The organism is Krasilnikovia sp. MM14-A1004 (assembly GCF_047159485.1).
GTDB lineage: Bacteria > Actinomycetota > Actinomycetes > Mycobacteriales > Micromonosporaceae > Actinoplanes.
The window spans coordinates 4,894,360-4,916,992 of record NZ_AP038773.1 but is presented as its reverse complement, the minus strand read 5'-3'; the positions used below and the strand labels follow the sequence as shown (position 1 = coordinate 4,916,992).

The window sequence follows — 22,633 nt, the reverse complement described above, 5'->3', positions numbered from 1 at the left end:
CGGGCCGTGCAGCGGCCTGCCGGGGTCGGCACAGGCGGCGTCCAGCCAGACCTGGCAGGATCGGGGGGTGAACCCCAGTCAGGAACCGGCGTCGTCGCACGGCACGGAGCCGCCGTACCCGGCCGCCCCGCACGGCACGGAGCCGCCGTTCCCGGCCACCTCGCAGGGCGTGGAGCCGTCGTATCCGGCTGCCCCGCGCGGTGGGGAGCCGGCTGCGCCCGCGCCGTATCGTGCGGAGCCGTCCTACCTGATGCCGCCCCTGGATCCGCAGGCACCGCCGCTGGCACCGCCGCTGGCGCCGCCGCTGGCGCCGCCGCTGGCACCGGGCGGGCCGGTCGGCGGCTGGGCACCACCCACGCCCCCGGCGCCGCAGCCGGAGCCCCGGCCGTGGCGCCGTAGCGTCTCGGTGAGCGCGCTGACCGCGCTCGTGATCGCGCTCGCCGGAGTGCCGCTGGGCCTGATCTGGACCTGGCTGGCCCCGTCGGTCCCGGTGCTCAACGCCGGGGCCAACGGGATCGTGGTCAACGACCCGTCGCCGGAGGAGTACATCGCGGCGGACGGCTGGTTCGCCATCCTCGGCGGCGTGTTCGGCCTGGTCGTGGCGATCACCGCGTGGCTGGTGCTGCGCCGGTACCGCGGGCCGGTGCTGCTGCTGGGAGTTGCCGTGGGCGCGCTCGCCGCGGCCGCGACCGCCTGGGCGGTGGGCCGGGAGGTGGGCCTGCACGCGTACCAGCAGTGGCAGGAGTCGTCGGCGCCCGGTGCCACCTACGCCGCCCCACCGGACCTGCACGCGTACGGCACGCTGCTGGTGCCCGCGTTCATCGCGGTCATCGTGCTGACCCTGATGGCGGGCTGGGCCAGCGACCCGGACCTGGCGCGACCCGGTGCCCGGCCCGGCCCGGGTCACGACACACTGCCGCAGCCGTCCCCGCCCGAGGTGGGCCAGCCCGGCGTGTTCCCGCCGGCGACGGGGTAGCCGGGTCAGTTGGGGCTGGCGGGGCGGGCGAGGTCGGACAGCGGTACGGGGACCGCGCGGACCCGTGCCAGCAGTCCCGCCTCCCGGTTGAGCAGCCGCAGCTCGGCGCGCAGCCGAGTCGTCGTGTCGGGCGCGGCCAGCAGCTCCTGCCGCTCCTCCAGGGTCAGCTGGGCGGTCGCCGCGACCAGGTGCGACAGCACGGTCGGATCGTCCGGGACCTGCTCCAGCACCTCCGACTCGGGCCGCAGCAGGTCCAGGTACGTTCGCAGGGCGGCCAGCACCCGGGGGGCGAGGGCGTCCGCCACCTCGTCGGCCTGCTCCTCGTCGGGCAGCCACTCCACCTCGGCGGTCAGGTACGGATGAGTGTCCGCCTCGACGCTGAGCACCCGGAACCGGCGGCGGCCCACGGTGACGATGTCGAACCGGCCGTCCGGCAGCTCAGTGACCTGGCGCAGCTCGGCGGTGCAGCCGACGTCGAACAGGTGCTCCGCGGTGACCGGCTCCTCGTCCACGAAGGGTTCGCCATCGTCCTCGACGGACGCCTGCGGCGTCTCCCACCCACGGCGCAGCGTCACCACGCCGAACTCCTGCGGACCGTCACCGGTTGCCGCCACCAGCTCGCGGACCAGCACCCGGTACCGCTCCTCGAAGATGTGCAGCGGCAGCACGAGGCCGGGAAACAGGACCGTGCCCAGCGGAAAGACCGGCAGAATCGTGCCCACGGTGCGAGCGTATCGGTCCGGTGCGGCGACACGCGCGGGCCGGGGTGGTGATCTCTGCGGGTCGTCGCGCAAAAGCCGCGAAGCGGTGGCGCCCACCGCCACCCCGCGTGCCGGGCGGTCCCACGCCCTGGAATGCCGCCGGTCCCGTGTCGGGCCCCCGCCCTAGACTGGGGTCCGTGTTGAACCGGATTGACCTGCGCGGCTCCCGGCGGGACCCGCGCGGCCTGCTGCCCCGAGCCCAGCTCGACGTCTCCGTCGCGGTGGAGAAGATCCGCCCGGTCGTCGAGGCGGTCCGCGAGCATGGGTTCCCGGCGATCCGTGAGGCCACGGAGCGCTTCGACGGCGTACGTCTGGAGCGGTTGCGGGTGCCCGCCGACGCGATCGCCGCGGCGGCGGACGGCCTCGACCCGGACGTGCGCGCCGCCCTGGAGGTGGCGATCGCCCGGGCCCGCAAGGTGCACGCCGACCAGCGCCGCACCGATGTCACCACCCGGGTGGTGCCCGGCGGCACGGTGACCGAGCGCTGGGTGCCGGTGTCCCGCGTCGGCCTGTACGTGCCGGGCGGCCTGGCGGTCTACCCGTCGACCGTGGTGATGAACGTCGTTCCCGCCCAGGAGGCGGGCGTGGAGAGCCTGGTGGTGGCGAGCCCGCCGCAGCCGGACAACGGCGGGCTGCCCGATGCCCGGGTCCTGGCGGCCTGCGCGCTGCTCGGCGTCGACGAGGTGTACGCGGTCGGCGGCGCCCAGGCGGTCGCGATGCTGGGTTACGGCTGCACCGGGGCGGACGAGTCGGACCGCTGCGAGCCCGTGGACGTGATCACCGGGCCGGGCAACATCTGGGTGACCGCGGCGAAGCGGCTGCTGCGCGGCGTCGTCGGCATCGACGCCGAGGCGGGCCCGACCGAGATCGCGATCCTGGCCGACGACACCGCCGACCCGGCCCACGTCGCCGCCGACCTGATCAGCCAGGCCGAGCACGACCCCCTGGCCGCCAGCGTCCTGGTCACCGCGTCGACCACCCTGCTCGACGCGGTCGAGGCCGAGCTGACGCGCCAGGTCGCGGCCACCAAGCACGAGGCCCGGGTACGGGAGGCGCTCACCGGCGTGCAGTCCGGTGTGGTGCTGGTCGACGACGTGGAGCAGGGCCTGCGCGTGGTGGACGCGTACGCGGCGGAGCACCTGGAGATCCAGACCCGGGATGCCCGCGCGGTCGCGATGCGGGTCCGCAACGCCGGGGCGATCTTCGTGGGCGCGTACTCGCCGGTGTCGCTGGGCGACTACGCGGCCGGTTCCAACCACGTGCTGCCCACCGGTGGCTGCGCCCGGCACTCGTCGGGCCTGTCGGTGCAGTCGTTCCTGCGCGGCATCCACGTCGTCGAGTACGACGAGGCGGCGCTGCGCGACGTCGCCGGGCACGTGGTGGCGCTGGCCAACGCGGAGGACCTGCCCGCGCACGGGGACGCCGTGAAGGTTCGTCTTCAGTCCGATTTCCGGGTGGCGGGCGGGGCGGTCGGAGCGAGGCCCCGGCCGTGACGACGATCGACGATCTGCCGATCCGCGACGATCTGCGCGGCCGCAGCCCGTACGGTGCGCCCCAGCTCGACGTCGCGGTGCGGCTGAACACCAACGAGAACTCGTACCCGGTGCCGGACGCCGTGGTGGACGCCATCGCCAAGGCGGTGCAGGCGGAGCTGCGCGACCTCAACCGCTACCCGGACCGGGACGCGGTCGCGCTCCGCGCCGACCTCGCGGAGTATCTGGGCCACGGCCTGAGTGCGGCGCACGTGTGGGCGGCCAACGGCTCCAACGAGGTCCAGCAGCAGCTGCTGCAGGCGTTCGCGGGGCCGGGGCGCACCGCGCTGGGCTTCGGGCCGTCGTACTCGATGCACCCGCTGCTGGCCGCGGGCACCGGCACCCGCTGGGTCGGCGCGCTGCGCGACCCCGATTTCGGGCTCACCCCCGAGTCGGCGGTCGCCCAGCTGACCGAGCACGACCCCGACCTGGTGTTCCTGTGCTCGCCGAACAACCCCACCGGCACGGCGCTCGACCCGGCCGTGCTCGACGCGGTGCTGGCGCAGGCCCGCGGCATGGTGGTGGTCGACGAGGCGTACGCGGAGTTCGCCCGCCCCGGCACCCCCAGCGCCCTGGCCCTGCTGCCGGGGCGCCCCCGGCTGGTGGTCACCCGCACCATGAGCAAGGCGTTCGGGTTCGCCGGTGGCCGGCTCGGCTACCTGGCCGCCGATCCGGCCGTGGTCGACGCGGTGCAGCTGGTGCGGCTGCCGTACCACCTCTCCGCGCTCACCCAGGCCGCCGCCCGCGCCGCGCTGGCGCAGCGGGCGGTGCTGCTCGACACGGTCGACGCGATCAAGCAGCAGCGCGACCGGATCGTGGCGACGCTGCGCGGGCGCGGGGTCAGGGTCGCCGACAGCGACGCGAACTTCGTGCTGTTCGAGGTCGGCGGCGACCAGCACGCCGCGTGGCAGCGGCTGCTGGAGCGGGGGGTCCTGGTCCGCGACGTCGGCCTGCCCGGCTGGCTGCGGGTCACCGCGGGCACCGAAGCCGAGACCGACGCCTTCCTGTCCGCGATGGACACGGCTGTGATGGAGACCGAGGCATGAGCCGCACCGCCCGCATCGAACGCGTCACCAAGGAGACCAAGGTGCTCGTCGAGATCGATCTCGACGGCACCGGTCAGGCGGACCTGAGCACCGGCATCGGCTTCTACGACCACATGCTCAACCAGCTGGCCAAGCACGGCGGCTTCGACCTGACCGTCCGCACCGAGGGCGACCTGGAGATCGACGCGCATCACACCATGGAGGACACGGCGATCGCGTTGGGCGAGGCGTTCGCCGCGGCGCTGGGCGACAAGGCAGGGATCCGACGGTACGGCTCGGCCACCATCCCCATGGACGAGGTGCTGTGCCGGGCCGCGGTCGACCTGTCCGGGCGGCCGTACGTGGTGCACGAGGAGCCGGCGCTGGCGCCGTACATCGGGCCGGTCTATCCGACGAGCATGACCCGACACATCTTCGAGTCGTTCGGGCACGCCGCGAAGGTGACCCTGCACGTGAGCGTGCTGCGCGCGGCCCGCGAGGGCGGCCACCCGGACGCCCACCACGTGGTGGAGGCGCAGTTCAAGGCGTTCTCCCGGGCGCTGCGCGAGGCCGTCGAGATCGACCCGCGCAACGCCGGGGCGCTGCCGTCCACCAAGGGCGTGCTCTGATGGCGGTCGCCCTGTTCGCCATCGCGGGCATCCTGGTCGGCGGCGTCGTCTCGCTGGTACGCCAGGGCGCCACGAAGTTCAGCATCGCCCTGGTCGCGGCGCTGGCGGTGCTGGCCGCCGCGGGCGGCGTGGCCTGGCTGATCCCGGGGGACAGCTGATGGCGTCCGTGGCGGTGCTCGACTACGGCTCGGGCAATCTGCGCTCCGCCGAGCGGGCGCTGGCCCGTACCGGGGCCGACGTGACGGTCACGGCCGACCTGGCGGCCGCCGCGGCCGCGGACGGGCTGGTCGTGCCGGGGGTCGGCGCGTACGCGGCGTGCATGGCGGGCATCGACGCGCTGGGCGCCGGGCCGGTCATCGCGGAACGGGTCGCCGCCGGGCGGCCCGTGCTGGGCATCTGCGTCGGCATGCAGATCCTGTTCGACTCCGGGGTCGAGCACGGGGTGGAGACCAAGGGGCTGGGGCTGCTGCCCGGCGCGGTGACCCGGCTGGCCGCGCGGCGGATCCCGCACATGGGCTGGAACACGGTCGCCGCCGCGGAAGGCTCCGCCCTGCTGGCCGGCGCCGGGCCGGACACCCGGTTCTACTTCGTCCACTCGTACGCGGCCGGTGATCTGGACGCGCTGCGCGAGGTGGGTGCGCGGGTCACCACGGCCGCGCACGATGCACCGTTCGCGGCGGTCGTCGAGCACGGCGCCCTGTCCGCGGCCCAGTTCCACCCGGAGAAGTCCGCCGACGCGGGGTTCGCGCTGCTGCGCAACTGGGTGTCGGCGCTCGGTTCGCCCGGCGAGCCGGGTCCCTGAGTGAGTAAGGTCCGTGAGTAAGGAGCGGGCCCGGCGGCGGGCCGCCCGGCTGGCCGTCGCGGAGAAACAGAAGGCCACCCGGGCCCGCCGGTTGGCCCGTCGGCAGCGGCGGCAGGCGGTGCTGCGCACGCTCACCCCGCGCCGGCGCAGCGCCGGACGGCTGCACCGGCGCAGCCGCGCCGAACGCATCGGCATCCTGCTGGTGCCCCTGCTCGCCGCGGTCGCGGTCTGGGTCCTGGTGCCCGACACCGCGCTCCGGCTGGCCCTGACCGCCCTGATCGTGCTCGTCCTGCCCGCCCTCGTGGTCCTCGTACTCGGCCGCCGTTCCTAGGAGACATGACCGTGACCCTGACCCTGCTGCCCGCCGTCGACGTCGCCGACGGCCAGGCCGTCCGCCTCGTGCAGGGCGCCGCCGGCTCCGAGACCAGCTACGGCGATCCCCTGGAGGCGGCGCTGGCCTGGCAGCACGACGGCGCGACCTGGGTGCACCTGGTCGACCTGGACGCCGCGTTCGGCCGCGGCTCCAACGCCGATCTGCTGGCCGACGTGGTCGGCCGCCTCGACGTGAACGTGGAGCTGTCCGGCGGCATCCGCGACGACGAGTCGCTGCGGCGGGCGCTGGCCACCGGCGCCGCCCGGGTCAACATCGGCACGGCCGCTCTGGAGGACCCCGAGTGGTGCGACCGGATCTGCGGTGAGTACGGCGACCGCGTCGCGATCGGCCTCGACGTGCGGGGCCGCACGCTGTCCGCGCGGGGCTGGACCCGCGACGGCGGCGACCTGTACGACGTCCTCGAACGGCTCGACAAGGCCGGGGCGGCCCGCTACGTCGTCACCGACATCACCAAGGACGGCACGATGCGCGGGCCGAACCTCGACCTGCTGCGCGAGGTGTGCGACCGCACGGACGCGCCGGTGATCGCCAGCGGTGGCGTCTCCACCCTCGACGACCTGCGCGCCCTGGCCACCCTGGAGTCGATCGGGGTGGAGGGCGTGATCGCCGGCAAGGCCCTGTACGCGGGCGCGTTCACGGTCCGCGAGGCCCTGAGCACCCTGGCTGCCGCATGATCGCCCGGTACGGCTCCGACGGCCGGTGGGAGCAGGCGTACGGGTACTCCCGCGCCGTGCGCGCCGGGGAGCGGCTGGTCACCGCGGGCTGCACCGCCACCGTGGGCGGGGTCGTGCAGTGGGTCGGCGACCCGGGCGCGCAGGCGCTCACCGCGTTCCGGATCGCGCTGGACGCGCTCGCCGAGGCGGGCGCGTCGATCGACGACGTGGTCCGTACCCGGATGTACGTCACGGACGTCGCGCACGCCGAGCCGGTGGGGCTGGCGCACGGCGAGCTGTTCGCCGACGTGCGGCCCGCCACGACCCTCGTGGTGGTGGCCGGGCTGCTGCACCCGGACATGCTGGTCGAGGTGGAGGTCGAGGCGCTGGCCCGGCCGGACGGGGACGCGCCGTGACGGTGGCGGTACGGGTGATCCCCTGCCTCGACGTGGACGCGGGCCGGGTCGTCAAGGGCGTGAACTTCGTCGACCTGCGCGACGCGGGGGACCCGGTGGAGCTGGCCGCCGCGTACGACGCGCAGGGCGCCGACGAGCTGACCTTCCTCGACGTGACCGCCTCCTCCGACGAGCGGGCGACCATGCTCGACGTGGTACGCCGTACCGCCGAGTCGGTGTTCATCCCGCTCACGGTCGGCGGCGGGGTGCGTTCGGCGGACAACGTCGACACCCTGCTGCGCGCGGGCGCCGACAAGGTGGGGGTGAACACCGCGGCGATCGCCCGGCCGGAGCTGATCTCCGAGATCGCGGACCGGTTCGGCAATCAGGTGCTGGTGCTGTCCCTGGATGTGCGGCGGGCGCCGGGCACCGACAGCGGCTGGGAGGTCACCACCCACGGCGGGCGCCGCAGCGCCGGCCTGGACGCGGTGGGGTGGGCGCAGCGGGTGGCCCAGCTCGGCGCGGGGGAGATCCTGCTCAACTCGATGGACTCCGACGGCACCAAGGCGGGCTTCGATCTGGAGCTGATCGCCGCGGTCCGGGCGGTGGTCGACATCCCGGTGATCGCCAGCGGCGGGGCGGGTGCGGTCGCGCATTTCCCCCCGGCGATCGCGGCCGGGGCCGACGCGGTGCTGGCGGCCAGCGTCTTCCACTTCGGCGAGCTGACCATCGGCGAGGTCAAGGACAGCCTGCGGGCCGCGGGCAACCCGGTCCGCTAGTTCCGCGGCCCGGGCCACCCTTCCCGGTCGGTGAGCCCCGGGCCGCCCGTCCCTGTTGGTCCGCTGGTTCGCGGCTCGGGCCCGGTGCGCGGCCGGGGCGCCCTCAGCCCCGCCCGTGTGGTGTCGCGCCGTGCCGGCGGGGAAGCCACGCGGCGATGACCGCGCCGACCGCGACGATGCCGGCTCCCACGAGCACCGCCGGGACCAGGCCGTCCACGAAGGACTGGTGCGTGGCGTAGCCGCCGTACGAGCTGAAGACCGACGCCAGGGCCGCCACCCCGGCGGCCACGCCCAGCTCGCGGATCGTGTTGTTGGCGCCGGAGGCCACGCCGCGCTGCTGCTCGGTGACGCTGGCCAGGGCCATCGTGCTGATCGGCGCGAAGGTCAGACCCATGCCCACCCCGGCCATGACGAACGCGGCCACCAGGTTGCCGTAGGTGACGGTCGGGGTGGAGGCCAGGCCGATCCAGAGCAGGGCGCCCGCCAGCAGGACCTGCCCGGCGACGATGAGGTTCCGCTGGCCGACGCGGTCGCCGAATACGCCCGCCAGCGGCGCCACCACCATCGGGGCCATCGTCCACGGCAGGGTGCGCAGGCCGGACTCCAGCGGGCTCAGCCCCTGCACCGCCTGGAAGAACTGGGCCAGCAGGAACACCGCGCCGAACGCGCCGGCCGAGAAGGTCAGCGTGACGATGTTGACCAGGCTGAAGCCGCGGGAGCGGAACAGGCTCAGCGGCAGCATGGGGGTGCGGTTGCGCGCCTGCCACGCGACGAACAGGGCGATCAGGGTCGCGCCCGAGATGAGCATGGTGAGCACGCGGGCCGAGGTCCAGCCGTGGTCCGGCCCGTCGACCACACCCCAGATGAGCAGCAGCATGCCGGACGCGGAGAGCAGCAGGCCGAGCGGGTCGAGCCTGCGGGCGCCGCCGCGGGACTCGTCGAGGACGGTGACGGCCAGCACCACGGCCACGACGCCGACGGGGACGTTGAGCCAGAAGATCCAGTGCCAGTCGAGGCCCTCGACCACGGCGCCGCCGACGACGGGGCCGACCGCGACGCCGAGGCCGCTGATGCCGCCCCACACGCCGACGGCGGCGGTGCGCAGGCGGTCGGGGACGGCCTGCGCCAACAGCGTCAGCGACAGGGGTGCCACGGCGGCCGCGCCGAGCCCCTGCACCGCCCGGGCCGCGGTGAGCTGCCAGGGCGCGGTGGCCAGGGCGGCGGCGGCCGACGCGAGGGTGAAGACGGCGATGCCCGCCAGGAACATGCGGCGGCGCCCGATGCGGTCGCCGAGGGCGGCCGCGGTGAGCAGGAATGCGGCGAACGGCAGCGTGTACGCGTTCACGAACCACTGCAGGTCGGCGATGGACGCGCTCAGCTCGGTACGGATGACCGGCAGCGCCGTGCTCACGACCAGGTTGTCCAGCGTGACCATGAAGGTGGGAATGCCGACCGCGGCGAGTACGGCGGCCAGCGGGCGGGTGGCGCGCCGTGGCGCGGGCGGCGCCGGTGGGCGTTCGGTGGTGGTGGTCATGAGGGATCTCCGTAAGTTGTTATCCACTGATAACTACAGGAGGCCACGTTAGTTATTCACTGATAACCTGTCAACATGGCCCGCACCCGCCTCACCGCCGAGGAACGCCACGAGCAGTTCGTCGCGGCCGCCGTCACCGCGTTCAGCCACGGCGGCTACGCCGGCACGACCACCGACCAGGTGGCCCGCCTCGCCGGCGTCTCCCAGCCGTACGTGATCCGGCACTTCCGCACCAAGCAGGACCTGTTCCTCACCGCCGTCAACCACGCGGGCGACCGGATCGAGGCGAAGTTCCGAGCGGCGGCGCAGCGCGAGGCGACCCTGGCGAGCCTCGGGCAGGCGTACGACGAACTGCTGGCCGAGCGGGAGCTGATCACCGTGCTACTGCACGGCTTCACGGCCAGCGCCGACCCGGCCATCGGCGAGCCCGTGCGGGCCTGCTTCGGCCGGCTCTACGAGACCGTGCACGAGCTGACCGGCGCTTCCGGCGAGGAACTGCGCGACTTCTTCGCCAAAGGCATGCTGCTCACCTGCCTGGGCGCCATGCGCGTGGTCGGACCCGACGCGGTGCCCCGCCAGCCCTGGATGGAGAGCCTGTTGAGCACCTTCGACCACTGAGGGTCAGCGGCCGTCGGCCAGGCGCAGTGCGTACTCGCGGACGGCGGCCTGGTAGGTGACCTCGGACAGGGTCCAGCCGTCGTCGCCGGGGCGGCTGGCCCGGTTCAGCTGGGTCTGCATCGTCACCACGGCCGACGACAGGCCGCTGAACGGCCGGGAGCGCCACAGCTGCTCGCCCGCCGGTGCCACCTCGACCAGGTCGTCGTCCACAGTGATCAGATCAGCCCCGGCCAGGCGGCGGACGGACTCCTCCAACTCGGCCCGGCTCGGCACGCTGTGGTGCAGGAAGTCCGCCGCGGCCAGCACGTCCGCCAGGCTGGCTCCGGTCACGGGCAGCGCCGCGTGCAACGCCCTGTCGCGTTCCAGCCGCGCGGCGATGACCGCGGAGACGAAGATCCACGCGTCGTTCCACCGCCATCCGCCAGCCCCCATGCCGCAATGATGCCGTGTGTCTGCCGTGCCGGGAAGCGAATGTGGTTGGGTGATCAGATGCTCGTCCCGGCCGCCCGCCACGTCGCCCGGTCCGCCGGGCACTTCCTCCTCACCGAAACGACCCGGATCGATGCTCCGCCCGCGATCGCGGACTTGCTGCGTGAGCTGCTCGCGCAGCCCACGGGCCTCCCGCTGCCACCGGGTACGGGCGGGCTGAGCTTCCAGCTGGACGACGCCGGTCCTCCCGCCGAGGGGTACCGGATGAGTGTCACCCCGCAGGGGGTCACCGTCCGGGCGCACACCGGGGCCGGGCTGCGCTGGGCGGTGCAGACGCTGCGCCAGCTGCTGCCCCCGGAGGCCTACGCGGCCACCCCGGTGCGCGGGGTCGCCTGGGCGCTGCCCGCCGTCGACATCGTCGACGGGCCCGCGTATCCGTGGCGGGGTGCCCTGCTGGACGTGGCCCGGTGGGCGCACCCGATGCCGTTCGTGCGGCGCTTCGTCGACCTGATGGCCGCGCACAAGCTCAACGTCCTGCACCTGCACCTGACCGACGACCAGGGCTGGCGCTTCGAGGTACGGCGCTACCCGCGGCTGACCGAGGTGGGCGGCGTACGCGCGCAGAGCCCGGCCGGGCACTCCCGCGAGCAACGCTTCGACGGCGTCCGGCACGGCGGCTGGTACACCCAGCGGGAACTGCGGGACCTGGTCGGGTACGCGGCCCGCCGCGGCGTACGGATCGTGCCGGAGGTGGATCTCCCCGGCCACGTCCAGGCCGCCCTTGCCGCGTACCCGGAGCTGGGCAACGACCCCGCGCGGCGGCTGCCGGTACGCACCGCGTGGGGCATCTCGCCGCACGTGCTCAACCCGTCCGCGGCCACCCTGGACGTGGTCCGGCACATCCTCGACGAGCTGGTGGACGTGTTCCCGTCCGAGATCGTGCACATCGGCGGCGACGAGTGCCCGACCGACGAGTGGCGGGCCAGCCCGGCCGCGCTGGCCAGGGTCGCGGAGCTGGGCCTGCCCGGCGTGTGCGACCTGCAGCGCTGGTACGCCGCCGAGCTGGCCACCCATCTGGCCCGGCACGGTCGCCGGGTGGCGGTCTGGGACGAGCTGCTGGAGTACGGCGCCCCGGCGGATGCCGTGGTCTTCGGCTGGCGCAGCCAGGAACGCGTCGCCGCGGCGCTGGCCGCCGGGCACGACGTGGTGGCCTGCCCGCACACCCACACGTACCTGGACTACGGCGAGACCGGGGCGGAGGTACCCGGCGAGCCGGTCGCGGCCCGGCTCGGCACCCCGCTGTCCAAGGTGTACGGCTACCGCCCGCCGGCGCCCGGCCCGGGACGGCTGCTCGGGACGCAGGCGCAACTGTGGAGCGAGTACCTGCCCACCCCGGCGCTGGTGGAGTACCGGGCGTTCCCGCGTCTCGCGGCGCTCGCCGAGCTGGGCTGGACCGGTTTCGGCGGCGACTTCCCCGACTTCCGGCGGCGCCTGGCCGGGCACCTGCTCCGCCTCGACCGGGCGCGGGTCGGCTACCGCCCGCCGGACGACGTTCAGTAGGCCGGAACGTGGTGCGTCACGTCGTACGGGAAGTGCAGCCGGACCGACGTGACGCCGCTGCCGGTGTGGACCTTGACGACGTCCGCGAGCTGCCGGGCCAGCCACATGCCGCGCCCGGCGTCGGCATGCCCGTCGGGCGAGAGGTATCCGGCGATCGGCGGCAGTGGGCGCCCGCCCGCGTCGTCGACCTGGACGACGAGGGTGTTCGCGTACCGCCAGGCGCGGACGCGGACGGGGGCGTCGCCGTGGATGACGCCGTTGGTGGCCACCTCGGCGACGGCGATGACGATGTCGATGGCCGCGGTGTCGGAGAAGGACTGGTGCCGGACCCAGGATCGCACGGCGGTGCGCAGCGAGCCGATCTCGCCGAGGCCGGACAGGCACAGGTCGAGATCGGTGGTGGCCGGTGGCGTCGGCAACGGGATCTCGTTGCGGTGCGCGAGATAGTCGACGGCGGGAACGTGCGCGACGGGCACCAGCGTCCCGCCGTCGATGATCTCGTGGTTGTGCAGCAGGCGTACGTTCTCGATGATCAGCGTCGAGTGGCGGCGGGCGTCCCAGACGCAGGTCACCGGGCACTCGTACGGGGCGAGGACGTCGTTGTAGACCACCTCGTAGGACAGGTATTCGGCGGCGCGGTCGACCGGGCTGCTCGGATCGATGTCGGTGGTGATGTCCGGCTCGGCGATGATGTGTACGCGCCGGCCCCGCGCGAACTGCTCGGCCGTGTAGCGCCGGAACTCCTCGTACGCGAAGCCCAGCCGCTGGTAGAACGAGCCCGGCTCGCTCCACTCCAGCTCGTCGCTCAGCGCCCCGAACTCGGTGCGTACGAGGAGTTCCACCTTGGCGCTGACGACCATGAGGACCGCTGTGCCCCGGGCGAGGAGGTCGGCCAGGACCGGAATGAGCCGGGTGCGCACGGCCTCGTCCGAGTCGATGATCAGCGCGGCGTGCTCGTACGCGCTGTCGAGCGGTTCGGCGATCTCCCTGTCCGGCAGATCCGGCCACCTGGTCATGCTCCGGCCCCCGGCGGCGCATCCCAGTCCACCGCCGGCGTGACCAGCAGCCGGTCGCAGGAGATCAGCCCGCAGATCTGCATCGCCCGGAACGCCATCGGTGCGCAGCTCACCTGGAGGGTCACGCCGCAGGGCAGGGCGTCGCGCCCGTACATCACCGCACGCACGGCGGCCGCGCCGAAGAAGGTCACCCGGGTCAGGTCCAGGTGGAGCACTCCGGCGCGGACCTCGGCGGCGATACGGTCGGCCAGATCGAGCCAGTTCCCCTGGTCGATGTCGCCCGTGACGCGCAGCACCGGGCCGTCACGTCGTGTCGAACACACGTCGGCGCGAAACGGCTCCGCCACGACATCCAGCCTCTCGGACACCGTCGGCGGCACCGGATCCTGCCGCCACGGACGGCGTCATGTCGACGGGGACAGTCAGCGACCCTCAACCTACGCCGCCGCGCGCCGCGCCCGTACCCCCGGACGAGGGATACGACACATGCCGCGAATGCCCGATGCCGGACAATGTTTCAGGCGGTGGCGGCGACCGCCGGGCGGCCCGGCTCCCGTACCGCGAACATCGGCATGAACGCCTGGACGAGCGGGCCGATGGCCAGCGCGTACGCCAGGGTGCCGAGGCCGACCGTGCCGCCCAGCAGGAAGCCCGTGCCCAGCACGAGCACCTCGATGGTGGTGCGCACGAGGCGGATCGACAGGCGGGGGAAGCGCCCGGCGATGCCGGTCATCAGGCCGTCGCGCGGGCCGGGGCCCAGCCGCGCACCGATGTACATGCCGGTGGCGAGTCCGTTGAGGAGGATGCCGGCGACCAGGTAGGCGACGCGCAGCGGCAGGCTCGCGCCGGTCGGCAGCACCGCGAGGGCGCCGTCGACGACGAGGCCGATCACGACCAGGTTGGCGATCGTGCCGATGCCGGGCCGCTGCCGCAGCGGGATCCAGAGCAGCAGGATGGGTACGCCGGCGAGGATCACGACGGTTCCGATGCTGATCCCGGTGGCCCGCGACACCCCCTGGTGGAACACGTCCCACGGGGTGAGGCCGAGGCCGGAGATCACCATGAGGGCCATGCTGAAGCCGTACAGGGTCAGCCCGGCGGTGAGCTGGGCGAGTCGGCGGACCGGGCGGAAGCGGATAGTGACGTGATTGGTGTTGCCAGTCGTCGGCATAGCTGCCACTCTGAGGGCCAATTGCTCGGGCCGAAAGGGCCAATCTGTCGGAGGTGGCGGTGACGACGTCGGTACGCGGTGGCCAATTGGCCCGACTGTTGGGTCAGTGGCATTCCTTGCCGGGTCGCCACAAGCGGCCCGACTACTCCGCGTTGGCGGGCTCGATCCGTGGGCTGCTGGCCGACAGCCGGCTGTCCCTCGGGGTACGCCTGCCCGCCGAACGGGAGCTCGCCGAGTCCCTGGGCATCAGCCGCACCACGGTCTCGGCGGCGTACCGGTCGCTGCGCGAGACCGGGCACCTGACCAGCCGTCGCGGCGCGGGCAGCTGGACCACCCTGCCGACCGGCCACCGGGTCGGCAGCTCGGGCCTGTGGGCGCCCGACGACGACCTCGACATGATCGACATGGGGGTGGCCGCCTCGGCGGGCCCCGTCGAGCTGGTGTCCGCGGCCCGCGCCGCCGCCGACGACCTGCCCCGGTACCTGGGCAGCGCCGGCTACCACCCGACCGGGCTGCCCGAGCTGCGGGCGGCCGTCGCGGACGGCTACGCCGCGCGGGGCGTGCCCACCAGCGCCGAGCAGATCCTCATCACCAGCGGCACCCAGCAGGCCCTCGACCTGGTGCTGCGGCTGTCCGTTCCCGCCGGGGCGCCGGTCCTCGTGGAATCCCCGACGTACCCGAACGCGCTGGCCGCGCTGGCCGCCCGGCGGGCCCGGATCAGCACCCACGGCCTCGACCCGCGCACCGGCTGGGACGCCGAGCTGCTGCTCGGTGCGCTGCGGCAGACCCGGCCCCGGCTGGCGTACCTGATCCCGGAGTTCCAGAATCCGACCGGTCACCTCATGCCCGCTTCACTGCGCGAGCGCCTGGTCGGCGCGGCCCACGCCACTGGCACCGAGCTGGTCATCGACGAGTCGTTCGTGGACCTGCCGCTCGACGGCGCGGACATGCCCCCGCCGGTCGCGGTGTTCGACCGGCACTCGCGGGTGGTCTCCATCGGCGGGATGAGCAAGGCGTACTGGGGTGGGCTGCGGATCGGCTGGGTCCGCGCCTCGGCGCCGCTGGTGCAGCGCCTCGCCGCTCTGCGAGTCGGGGTGGACATGTCCAGCCCGGTGCTGGAACAGCTCGTCGCGGTGCGGCTGCTGGCCCAGGAGGAGACCATCGTGGCCGCGCGCCGGGCACAGCTGGAGTTCCGGCGCGACGCGCTGGTCGCCGCGCTCACCGAACTGCTGCCCGAATGGCGGGTCTGCGTGCCCGGCGGCGGTGTCACCCTCTGGGCCGAACTGGACGGGCCCATCTCCAGCGCGCTGGCCCGCGCCGCGGAGGACGTGGGGGTGCGGCTGGCGCCCGGCCCGCGGTTCGGCCTGGACGGGACGCTGGAACGCTTCGTCCGGCTGCCGTTCACCCTCGCCGCCGACGACCTGACCGAGGCCGTACGCCGGATCGCCGCCGTCCGGCACGACCTCGACCGGGCCAGCCGCCCCGCCTGGGGCACACCCGCGGTCATCGCCTGACCGCACCACTCCGGGCGCCGAAGGCGTGAACGCCGGCGGGCCCGGAACCGTCACACGGTTCCGGGCCCGTCCGGGGCTGGGGGTGCTCAGATGGCTGGGGGTCCCTCAGATGGCTGGCGGTGCTCAGATCTGCGCGAGCGAGCCCGCGTACATCTTGTCGATCTCGGCGGCGAAGTTCGCCTCGACGCTGCGCCGCTTGATCTTCATGGACGGGGTGATCTCGCCCTGCTCGATGCTGAGGTCGCGCGGCAGGATGGCGAACTTCTTGACCGTCTCCCAGCGGTTGAGCTTGCCGTTGAGCTCCTCGATGAAGCCGGCGATCAGCTGTTCCGTCTCGGGGGCGGCCACGATGTCCGCGTAGGTGCGCCCGTCCAGCGGCCCGCCCGCGGCCCAGGCCACGATGGCGTCCTCGTCCAGCGAGATGAGCATCGTCACGAAGTTGCGCGCCTGCCCCACCACCACGGCCTGCGACGTGTACGGGCACACCGCCTTGAACATGCCCTCGATGCTCGACGGCGCGATGTACTTGCCGCCGGACGTCTTGACCAGGTCCTTCTTGCGGTCGGTGATGGACAGGTTGCCCTCGGCGTCCAGCTGCCCGATGTCGCCCGTACGGAAGAAGCCGTCCTCGGTGAACGCCTCCGCGGTCTCCTTCGGCAGGTTGTGGTAACCGCGCATGACCGGGGCGCCGCGCAGCAGGATCTCGCCGTCGGTGTCGATGCGGACCTCCAGGTCGCCGAGCGGCTTGCCCACCGTGCCGATCTTCAGGTGGCCCACCCGGTTGACGAAGTTCGCGGCGCTCGACTCGGTGAGCCCGTAGCCCTCCGAGATGGGCAGGTTGGCGGCGGCGAAGAACTCCGCGATGTCGCTGCTCAGCGGCGCCGACCCGGAGACCAGGACGCGCAGCCGGCCGCCGAGGCGCTGCTGCAGCTTGCTGAAGACGAGCTTCTCCGCGATCGCGTACTCGGTGCGCAGCCACCGGTCGACCGGGCGGCCCGCCTGCTCCAGCCGTACCTTGCGCTTGCCGGTGGTGAGCGCCCAGCTGAAGATCTTCGCCTTCAGCCCGCCCTCGCCGAGCGCCGTGGTCACGGTCTTGTTGTAGATCTTCTCGAAGATGCGGGGGGCCGCGGCCATCAGCGTCGGCCTGATCACCGCGAGCTTCTCGACGAGCTTGTCCACCCGGCCGTCCACATAGGTCGGCACGCCCACGTGGATGACGCCGCACAGGATGGTCTTGCCGAACGAGTGCGACAGCGGCAGCCAGAGGTACTGCAGGTCGTCCGGGTCGTAGAGGCCGAGGTCCTCCTGGGCGACACCCTCCCAGGTCCAGCCGCGGTGCAGCAGCTCGACGCCCTTGGGGTGTCCCGTCGTGCCGGAGGTGTAGATGAGGGTCGCCACGTGCTCCGGGCGGATGGCCTCGATCGCGCGGTCGATCAGGCCGGGGTCGGCTGCCAGCGCCGCCCGGCCGCGTTCCTCCAGGTCGGCGAGCGTCAGCTGGGGCGGCTCGGCCTCGGCGTCGGCCAACCCGTCGATGAGTACGACGTGAGTGACCGACGTGGTCGCCCCGGCGATCTTGAGTGCCTGCTTCGGGTTCTCGGCCACCAGAACCTTGGAGCCCGAGTCGGCGATGATGAAGGTCGCGTCCTCGGGCTCCGTGGTGGGGTAGACGGTGGTCGTGGCCCCGCCGGCACAGTTGACGGCGAGGTCCGCCAGGATCCATTCGAGGCGGGTGTTGGACAGGATCGAGACCCGGTCCTCCCGGCCCACACCGAGTTCGACGAGCCCGGCCGCCAGCGCGAACGCCTTGTCCTTGACCTGCGTCCAGGTCAGCCAGTCCATCCCGGTGTCGTCCGCGTTCGGACCGGCGAACGCCTGCTTGTCCGGGGTGGCCGCCACCCGATGCAGGAACATGGCCGGGATCGACCGGTAGGGAACGTCGAGAGCCATCGGGCGCCGCCTTCGTGCCGGTATGAGATGAAACGGTTGCAACGTAACAGCCGTGTTACCCGAGAGTATTGCGGGTGTGGCCTGAGGGCCATAGGGCCGACGCAGTCCGTTGATCCTAACCAGCACCGGCCGTTCGGCCGAGGTGCAGCGCCGTGCCCCGGGGACGATCCCGGCGGTATATCCCAATCGGGATGGAGCGTCGGTCGTCGATGCCCCGTAACCTGGCGTCAATAAACCGACCATCGTCAATATTTGCGGGTCACGAGCACGCGGACGGGTCGGCCGGCAGGCGCGAGAGAGGAACGACATGACGAAACGACGCCCCCTCGTCCTCGGCGGCCACGCTCTGGCCGTCAGTCTGCTCGTCGCGGCGACGGCCACGGCCGCGACGGCGAAACCTGCCACGGCCGCCCCCGCGGCACCCACCGGCCAGATCCGGCTCGCGGGCACCGCGGATGCCATCCCCGGCAGCTACGTCGTGGTGCTCAGGAACGCGGGCGCCCGCCCCGGCCTCGCGACGGTCGCCGCGACCGCTCGGGGGGTCGCGGCCGGCTACGGAGCGGAGGTCCAGCGCACGTACGGGGCCGCGATCACCGGCTTCGAGGCGACCATGAGCGACAGCGCCGCCCGGCGGATGGCCGCCGACCCGCGCGTCGCGTACATCGAGCAGAACCAGAAGGTCTCGCTGCTCGACACGCAGACCGATGCCACCTGGGGCCTGGACCGCATCGACCAGCGGGCCCGGCCGCTGAGCACCACGTACACGTATCCGGCCACGGCGGACACCGTGACCGCGTACGTCATCGACACCGGCGTGCTCTACAGCCACTCCGACTTCGGCGGCCGGGCCAGCTACGGCTACGACGCGGTCGGCACCGACGGCGTCGACTGCCACGGCCACGGCACGCACGTCTCCGGCACGATCGGCGGCGCCACGTACGGCGTCGCGAAGCAGGTCAGGATCGTCGGGGTACGGGTGCTCAACTGCTCCGGCAGCGGCACCACCGCCGGGGTCGTCGCGGGCGTCGACTGGGTCACCCAGCACGCCAGCAAGCCCGCCGTGGCGAACATGAGCCTGGGCGGCGGCGCCAGCACCGCCCTGGACGACGCGGTCACCGCGTCGATCGACTCCGGGGTCACGTACGCGCTGGCGGCCGGCAACTCCAACGGCAACGCCTGCAGCACCTCGCCCGCCCGGGTCGGCCCGGCGATCACCGTCGGCGCGACCACGAACGCCGACGCCCGCGCGTCGTACTCGAACTACGGCACCTGCCTGGACATCTTCGCGCCCGGCTCGTCGATCACCTCGGACTGGAACTCCGGCGACACCGCGACGAACACCATCAGCGGCACCTCGATGGCCTCGCCGCACGTGGCCGGGGCGGCGGCGCTGGTGCTGGCGCGCAACCCGTCGTACACCCCGGCGCAGGTCCGCGACGCGCTGGTGGCGGACGCCACCCCGGACGTGGTCACCGGCGCCGGCAGCGGCTCGCCGAACCGCCTGCTGTTCGTCTCGCAGTAGTCCGCAACGTACGAACGAGGCCCCGTGGCATGCCTGCCACGGGGCCTCTACCTGGTTCGCCGACGATCAGTCGTCGGAGCCGTGCCGGCCGCTGCCGTGGTCGTCGCCGGCCTCGGTGCCGTTGCCGCCGCGGTCGTCGCCGGCCTCGGTGCTCCGGCTGCCGTGGTCGTCGCCGGCTTCAGTGCCGTTGCCGCCGCGGTCGTCGCCGGCCTCGGTGCTCCGGCTGCCGTGGTCGTCGCCGGCCTCGGTGCCCCGGCCGCCGCGGTCGTCGCCGGCGGCGTCGTCCGAGCCCCGGCCGCGTCCGCGGTCGTCGCCGGCCGTGGTCGAGCCGGACGAGCCCTTGACGCGGTGCCGCAGGACGGCGCCGGTCGCCCGGTCCACGTCGATGTCGTGCCGGACCCCGCCGACCACCACGTCGACGTCCCAGACCGCGCGGCCGTGCTCGGTCTCGGCCTCGATGTCGGTGACCCGGCCGCCGCCCGCCGCCCGCAGCGCGATCGTGCGGGCCGCGTCGATGCTCACCGCACCAGCCGCGGTCGGCGCGGCCGGAGCGGAGGTCGGCGCCGAGGTCGAGTCGTCCGACGACCGCACCGGGTCGCCGTTGGGCAGCATCGGCACGGCACGGTCGCCGCCCTTGTCGTCGGCGGCCACGTGCGCGGCGGAGTCGTCGGCGCCGGACGCGGCGAGCGCGGTGCCGCCCAGAGCGAGCGCGGCGGCCACCCCGGCGGCAAGAGTGCCAGCGGTACGAATCGAAATCATCGTTTGTTCCTCCGGTGCTGATGACGGTGCTGATGACCGTCGGACAGCAAGCACAGTCGTGCACCGGGGGCTATCGGCGCGCTGTGTGATCGTTAAGCGCGCGCTAAGCCATCACGCATCCGGGGGAGAACACCCACGATTCGGACAGGCCGACCATGCTTCGGTGACGCACTCACGGACGAGTACCAGCCGAAACGACGAACACCGGGCCGGTCCACGGGGGACCGGCCCGGTGCGGCCTGCGACGGTGGGATCCGGCGGACGTCAGACGCCCGCGGTCGCCTCCAGCGCGAGGTCGTCGGTCGCCTCGGCGGGGGCCGGCGGCTGGTCCTTGGCGAAGCCGCGCAGCGGCACGTGCCGGATGGCCAGGGCGACCAGCAGGCCCGCGGCCGCCACGACGGCGGCCCAGGTGAAGACGGCGCCCACACCGTCCGTGACCGCCTGCTGGAACAGGTGCCGGGCGGCCTCGGGCAGGCTGCGCAGCAACTCGGGGGTCATCCGCGACGCGGAGGCCGAGCCGGCACTGGCGGCCGCGCCGGCGTGCGCGGTGATGGAGTTGGTGAGCGTGTGGGCGTACAGCGAGCCCAGGATGGAGACGCCCAGCGAGCCACCCATGTTGCGCAGGAAGGTGGCGGCGCCGGTGGCCGCGCCGACGTCCTTCAGGGGCGCGCTGTTCTGCGCGATCAGCATGGTGGTCTGCATGAGGCAGCCCATGCCCAGGCCGAGCACGACCATGTAGAGCGACGTGACGATCTTGGTGGTGTCGGTGCTCATGCTGGCGAACAGGGCCAGCCCGGCCGCCATCAGGACGGTGCCGGCGATCGGCAGGACGCGGTAACGGCCGGTCCGGCTGATCAGGGCGCCGCCGGCCAGCGAGGTCACCATCATGGCGATCATCATCGGCATGAGCAGCAGGCCGCTGTTGGTGGCCGACGCACCCTGCACGAACTGCTGGAACTGGGGCAGGAAGGTCATCCCGCCGAACATCGCGAACCCGACGATGAAGCTGAGCGCACCCGCGAGGGCGAAGTTGCGGTTGCGGAACACCGTCAGCGGCATGATCGGCTCGGCCGCGCGCTGCTCGACGATCACGAACGCGACGAAGGCCACCACGGTCAGCGCGGCCAGGCCGAGGATCTGCGGGGAGCTCCAGTCGTACTCGGTGCCGCCCCAGCTGGTGATCAGGACCAGCGCGGTGATCCAGGTGCTCAGCAGCGCCGCCCCGGTCCAGTCGATCCGCGCCTTGCCGGTGCCGCGGGGCAGCTTGGCCAGCGTGAACCAGCACACGGCCAGCGCGATCACGCCGAGCGGCAGGTTGACGTAGAAGGCCCAGCGCCAGCTGAGGTGGTCGGTGATGAAACCGCCGACGAGCGGACCGCCGATCATGGCGGCCGGCATGACGGCCATCATCACGCCCTGGTACTTGCCCCGGTCGCGGGGCGGCACGATTTCGGCGAGGACCGCCATGACGCCGACCATGAGGCCGCCGGCGCCCAGGCCCTGCAGCGCGCGGAACCCGACCAGCTCGGCCATGTTCTGCGACATGCCGCACAGCGCGGAGCCGATCAGGAAGATCGCGATGGAGGCGATGAAGGTCGAGCGGCGCCCGAGCAGGTCACCGAGCTTGCCCCAGATCGGGGTGGCGACGGTGGAGGCGAGGATGTAGCCGGTGGTCACCCAGGCCAGGTGGTTGAGGCCGCCCAGGTCGCCGACGATCGTGGGCAGGGCCGGCGCCACGATCATGTTGTCCAGCATGGCCAGCAGCATGGCGATGGCCAGCCCGGCCATGGTCGCCATGATCTCGCGGTGGCTGAACCTCGGTGGCGCCATCGGGGTGGTGTCCGCTGCTTTGGACGTCACAGTGCTTGCCTTCTTTCGACGATCGCGTTGCCGGTCGGCGAGGGGACTTATCTGGCTCGTTTACTTGCCGACCGGTAAGTTGTACCTTACCGGTCGGCAAGTCAGCAACTAAGATGAGCACAATCCGGCGGGTACGCCCGGCTGGTTAACGCAGGCGCAGGGAGATGAGAGGCATGGCCGCACGGCACGGTGACACCAGGGCCGACATCCGGCGGGTGGCGCTGGAGTTGTTCACCGAGCGGGGCTACGAGGCCACCTCGCTGCGAGAGATCGCCGAGCGCCTGGGCGTCACCAAGGCCGCCCTGTACTACCACTTCCGCAGCAAGGAAGACATCGTCCGGTCCCTGTTCGGCGACTACCTGGCCGCGCTGGACGACCTGGTCGCCTGGGCGACGGCCCAGCCCCCCGGGGAGCACCTGCGCGCCGAGATCATCGACCGGCTGCTGCGGCTGAGCGCCGAGCACGGCCGGCAGGCCATGCAGTTCGCCCTCGCCAACCAGCACGTCGTCAAGGACCTGCACCCCGGCAAGGAGAACGCGTTCGAGCGGCTGCGCACCCTGTTCGAGGTCGTCACCGGCCCGGACGCCACCGCCGAGGAGGCCCTGCGCATCCGGGTCGCGCTGCTCAGCATCAACACCACCGTGTTCGCCGCCCAGGGGCTGGACGCCACCGACGAACAGGTCACCGCTGTCGCCCGCGACATCGCGCACCGGCTGGTGTCACCCCGGTAGGTCCGGGCCGGCCGGGATTCGTCACA

Annotated in this window: 24 protein-coding genes; 15 read left to right on the top strand and 9 right to left on the bottom strand. The window is 73.1% G+C overall.

Annotated elements, in window-relative coordinates:
- The first annotated feature begins 67 nt into the window (after nt 1–67).
- Entirely contained in the window at nt 68–976 is a 909-nt protein-coding gene (locus ACMCNN_RS20985; protein WP_412742218.1) for a DUF2567 domain-containing protein, read from the top strand.
- A gap of 5 nt (nt 977–981) precedes the next feature.
- On the opposite strand, the gene ACMCNN_RS20980 is transcribed toward ACMCNN_RS20985, so the two are convergent.
- A complete protein-coding gene (locus ACMCNN_RS20980; RefSeq protein WP_412742217.1) occupies nt 982–1,698 on the bottom strand; it encodes an LON peptidase substrate-binding domain-containing protein in 717 nt (238 codons plus the stop codon).
- 176 nt (nt 1,699–1,874) lie between these two features.
- On the opposite strand from ACMCNN_RS20980, the gene hisD reads away from it, so the two are divergent.
- The 9 genes from hisD to hisF are packed head-to-tail and all read left to right on the top strand — an operon-like array spanning nt 1,875 to nt 7,946.
- On the top strand, nt 1,875–3,230 hold the full coding sequence (hisD, locus tag ACMCNN_RS20975; protein WP_412742216.1) for a histidinol dehydrogenase: 1,356 nt from the start codon (nt 1,875–1,877) through the stop codon (nt 3,228–3,230).
- Nucleotides 3,227–4,315 carry a histidinol-phosphate transaminase gene (locus ACMCNN_RS20970; RefSeq protein WP_412742215.1) on the top strand — a complete coding sequence of 363 codons (1,089 nt, stop codon included), beginning with the start codon at nt 3,227–3,229 and terminating at the stop codon, nt 4,313–4,315. The genes hisD and ACMCNN_RS20970 overlap by 4 nt, the downstream gene beginning before the upstream one ends.
- Nucleotides 4,312–4,923, top strand: coding sequence for an imidazoleglycerol-phosphate dehydratase HisB (hisB, locus tag ACMCNN_RS20965; protein ID WP_412742214.1), 612 nt, complete (start codon nt 4,312–4,314; stop codon nt 4,921–4,923). Before ACMCNN_RS20970 ends, hisB begins: the two co-directional genes overlap by 4 nt.
- On the top strand, nt 4,923–5,081 hold the full coding sequence (locus ACMCNN_RS20960; protein ID WP_412742213.1) for a hypothetical protein: 159 nt from the start codon (nt 4,923–4,925) through the stop codon (nt 5,079–5,081). The genes hisB and ACMCNN_RS20960 overlap by 1 nt, the downstream gene beginning before the upstream one ends.
- Nucleotides 5,081–5,725 (top strand): imidazole glycerol phosphate synthase subunit HisH, encoded by a 645-nt coding sequence (gene hisH / locus ACMCNN_RS20955; protein ID WP_412742212.1) that lies wholly within the window; start codon nt 5,081–5,083, stop codon nt 5,723–5,725. The genes ACMCNN_RS20960 and hisH overlap by 1 nt, the downstream gene beginning before the upstream one ends.
- Nucleotides 5,726–5,738: 13 nt before the next feature.
- Nucleotides 5,739–6,056, top strand: coding sequence for a hypothetical protein (locus ACMCNN_RS20950; protein WP_412742211.1), 318 nt, complete (start codon nt 5,739–5,741; stop codon nt 6,054–6,056).
- A gap of 11 nt (nt 6,057–6,067) precedes the next feature.
- A complete protein-coding gene (gene priA, locus ACMCNN_RS20945; RefSeq protein ID WP_412747233.1) occupies nt 6,068–6,793 on the top strand; it encodes a bifunctional 1-(5-phosphoribosyl)-5-((5-phosphoribosylamino)methylideneamino)imidazole-4-carboxamide isomerase/phosphoribosylanthranilate isomerase PriA in 726 nt (241 codons plus the stop codon).
- A complete protein-coding gene (locus tag ACMCNN_RS20940) occupies nt 6,790–7,188 on the top strand; it encodes a RidA family protein (protein WP_412742210.1) in 399 nt (132 codons plus the stop codon). The genes priA and ACMCNN_RS20940 overlap by 4 nt, the downstream gene beginning before the upstream one ends.
- Nucleotides 7,185–7,946: an imidazole glycerol phosphate synthase subunit HisF gene (hisF, locus tag ACMCNN_RS20935; protein ID WP_412742209.1), complete on the top strand. Its 762-nt coding sequence runs from the start codon at nt 7,185–7,187 to the stop codon at nt 7,944–7,946. Before ACMCNN_RS20940 ends, hisF begins: the two co-directional genes overlap by 4 nt.
- Nucleotides 7,947–8,049: 103 nt before the next feature.
- Here the strand turns inward: hisF and ACMCNN_RS20930 are convergent, their stop codons facing one another.
- Nucleotides 8,050–9,480 carry a DHA2 family efflux MFS transporter permease subunit gene (locus ACMCNN_RS20930; protein WP_412742208.1) on the bottom strand — a complete coding sequence of 477 codons (1,431 nt, stop codon included), beginning with the start codon at nt 9,478–9,480 and terminating at the stop codon, nt 8,050–8,052.
- 75 nt (nt 9,481–9,555) lie between these two features.
- On the opposite strand from ACMCNN_RS20930, the gene ACMCNN_RS20925 reads away from it, so the two are divergent.
- A complete protein-coding gene (locus ACMCNN_RS20925) occupies nt 9,556–10,098 on the top strand; it encodes a TetR/AcrR family transcriptional regulator (RefSeq protein WP_412742207.1) in 543 nt (180 codons plus the stop codon).
- Nucleotides 10,099–10,101: 3 nt separating this feature from the next.
- Here the strand turns inward: ACMCNN_RS20925 and ACMCNN_RS20920 are convergent, their stop codons facing one another.
- The gene (locus tag ACMCNN_RS20920) at nt 10,102–10,530 is read right to left on the bottom strand and encodes a hypothetical protein (RefSeq protein ID WP_412742206.1); all 429 of its coding nucleotides are present in this window, start codon (nt 10,528–10,530) and stop codon (nt 10,102–10,104) included.
- Between the two features lie 57 nt (nt 10,531–10,587).
- Between ACMCNN_RS20920 and ACMCNN_RS20915 the strand changes: the two genes are divergently transcribed.
- Nucleotides 10,588–12,087, top strand: a complete 1,500-nt coding sequence (locus tag ACMCNN_RS20915; RefSeq protein WP_412742205.1) for a beta-N-acetylhexosaminidase — start codon at nt 10,588–10,590, stop codon at nt 12,085–12,087.
- On the opposite strand, the gene ACMCNN_RS20910 is transcribed toward ACMCNN_RS20915, so the two are convergent.
- The 3 genes from ACMCNN_RS20910 to ACMCNN_RS20900 form a co-directional block, all read right to left on the bottom strand.
- Nucleotides 12,081–13,103 (bottom strand): ATP-binding protein, encoded by a 1,023-nt coding sequence (locus tag ACMCNN_RS20910; RefSeq protein ID WP_412742204.1) that lies wholly within the window; start codon nt 13,101–13,103, stop codon nt 12,081–12,083. The two genes, ACMCNN_RS20915 and ACMCNN_RS20910, sit on opposite strands and share 7 nt — an antisense overlap.
- Nucleotides 13,100–13,450, bottom strand: coding sequence for an STAS domain-containing protein (locus tag ACMCNN_RS20905; protein ID WP_412742203.1), 351 nt, complete (start codon nt 13,448–13,450; stop codon nt 13,100–13,102). Before ACMCNN_RS20905 ends, ACMCNN_RS20910 begins: the two co-directional genes overlap by 4 nt.
- 170 nt (nt 13,451–13,620) lie before the next feature.
- A complete protein-coding gene (locus ACMCNN_RS20900; protein WP_412742202.1) occupies nt 13,621–14,274 on the bottom strand; it encodes a YczE/YyaS/YitT family protein in 654 nt (217 codons plus the stop codon).
- Nucleotides 14,275–14,333: 59 nt separating this feature from the next.
- On the opposite strand from ACMCNN_RS20900, the gene ACMCNN_RS20895 reads away from it, so the two are divergent.
- Nucleotides 14,334–15,788, top strand: coding sequence for a PLP-dependent aminotransferase family protein (locus tag ACMCNN_RS20895; protein ID WP_412742201.1), 1,455 nt, complete (start codon nt 14,334–14,336; stop codon nt 15,786–15,788).
- Nucleotides 15,789–15,911: 123 nt separating this feature from the next.
- On the opposite strand, the gene ACMCNN_RS20890 is transcribed toward ACMCNN_RS20895, so the two are convergent.
- Nucleotides 15,912–17,735, bottom strand: coding sequence for an AMP-dependent synthetase/ligase (locus ACMCNN_RS20890; RefSeq protein ID WP_412742200.1), 1,824 nt, complete (start codon nt 17,733–17,735; stop codon nt 15,912–15,914).
- A 307-nt stretch (nt 17,736–18,042) separates the two neighbouring features.
- Here ACMCNN_RS20890 and ACMCNN_RS20885 point away from each other — a divergent pair, with 307 nt between their 5' ends.
- Nucleotides 18,043–19,257: a S8 family peptidase gene (locus ACMCNN_RS20885; RefSeq protein ID WP_412742199.1), complete on the top strand. Its 1,215-nt coding sequence runs from the start codon at nt 18,043–18,045 to the stop codon at nt 19,255–19,257.
- A 66-nt stretch (nt 19,258–19,323) separates the two neighbouring features.
- Here the strand turns inward: ACMCNN_RS20885 and ACMCNN_RS20880 are convergent, their stop codons facing one another.
- The gene (locus tag ACMCNN_RS20880; protein WP_412742198.1) at nt 19,324–20,016 is read right to left on the bottom strand and encodes a PepSY domain-containing protein; all 693 of its coding nucleotides are present in this window, start codon (nt 20,014–20,016) and stop codon (nt 19,324–19,326) included.
- 264 nt (nt 20,017–20,280) lie between these two features.
- Nucleotides 20,281–21,927 (bottom strand): MDR family MFS transporter, encoded by a 1,647-nt coding sequence (locus ACMCNN_RS20875; RefSeq protein WP_412747232.1) that lies wholly within the window; start codon nt 21,925–21,927, stop codon nt 20,281–20,283.
- Between the two features lie 122 nt (nt 21,928–22,049).
- Between ACMCNN_RS20875 and ACMCNN_RS20870 the strand changes: the two genes are divergently transcribed.
- Nucleotides 22,050–22,607, top strand: coding sequence for a TetR/AcrR family transcriptional regulator (locus ACMCNN_RS20870; RefSeq protein ID WP_412742197.1), 558 nt, complete (start codon nt 22,050–22,052; stop codon nt 22,605–22,607).
- Nucleotides 22,608–22,633: the final 26 nt, after the last annotated feature.

Excerpts from the sequence above, each read along its gene's own strand:
- hisB (WP_412742214.1), top strand. The coding sequence starts at position 4,312 with ATGAGCCGCACCGCCCGCATCGAACGCGTCACCAAGGAGACCAAGGTG.
- ACMCNN_RS20925 (WP_412742207.1), top strand. The coding sequence starts at position 9,556 with ATGGCCCGCACCCGCCTCACCGCCGAGGAACGCCACGAGCAGTTCGTC.
- ACMCNN_RS20890 (WP_412742200.1), bottom strand. The coding sequence starts at position 17,735 with ATGGCTCTCGACGTTCCCTACCGGTCGATCCCGGCCATGTTCCTGCAT.
- hisH (WP_412742212.1), top strand. The coding sequence starts at position 5,081 with ATGGCGTCCGTGGCGGTGCTCGACTACGGCTCGGGCAATCTGCGCTCC.
- ACMCNN_RS20920 (WP_412742206.1), bottom strand. The coding sequence starts at position 10,530 with ATGGGGGCTGGCGGATGGCGGTGGAACGACGCGTGGATCTTCGTCTCC.
- ACMCNN_RS20880 (WP_412742198.1), bottom strand. The coding sequence starts at position 20,016 with ATGATTTCGATTCGTACCGCTGGCACTCTTGCCGCCGGGGTGGCCGCC.
- ACMCNN_RS20900 (WP_412742202.1), bottom strand. The coding sequence starts at position 14,274 with ATGCCGACGACTGGCAACACCAATCACGTCACTATCCGCTTCCGCCCG.
- ACMCNN_RS20885 (WP_412742199.1), top strand. The coding sequence starts at position 18,043 with ATGACGAAACGACGCCCCCTCGTCCTCGGCGGCCACGCTCTGGCCGTC.
- ACMCNN_RS20940 (WP_412742210.1), top strand. The coding sequence starts at position 6,790 with ATGATCGCCCGGTACGGCTCCGACGGCCGGTGGGAGCAGGCGTACGGG.
- ACMCNN_RS20930 (WP_412742208.1), bottom strand. The coding sequence starts at position 9,480 with ATGACCACCACCACCGAACGCCCACCGGCGCCGCCCGCGCCACGGCGC.
- ACMCNN_RS20870 (WP_412742197.1), top strand. The coding sequence starts at position 22,050 with ATGGCCGCACGGCACGGTGACACCAGGGCCGACATCCGGCGGGTGGCG.
- ACMCNN_RS20960 (WP_412742213.1), top strand. The coding sequence starts at position 4,923 with ATGGCGGTCGCCCTGTTCGCCATCGCGGGCATCCTGGTCGGCGGCGTC.
- ACMCNN_RS20915 (WP_412742205.1), top strand. The coding sequence starts at position 10,588 with ATGCTCGTCCCGGCCGCCCGCCACGTCGCCCGGTCCGCCGGGCACTTC.
- ACMCNN_RS20910 (WP_412742204.1), bottom strand. The coding sequence starts at position 13,103 with ATGACCAGGTGGCCGGATCTGCCGGACAGGGAGATCGCCGAACCGCTC.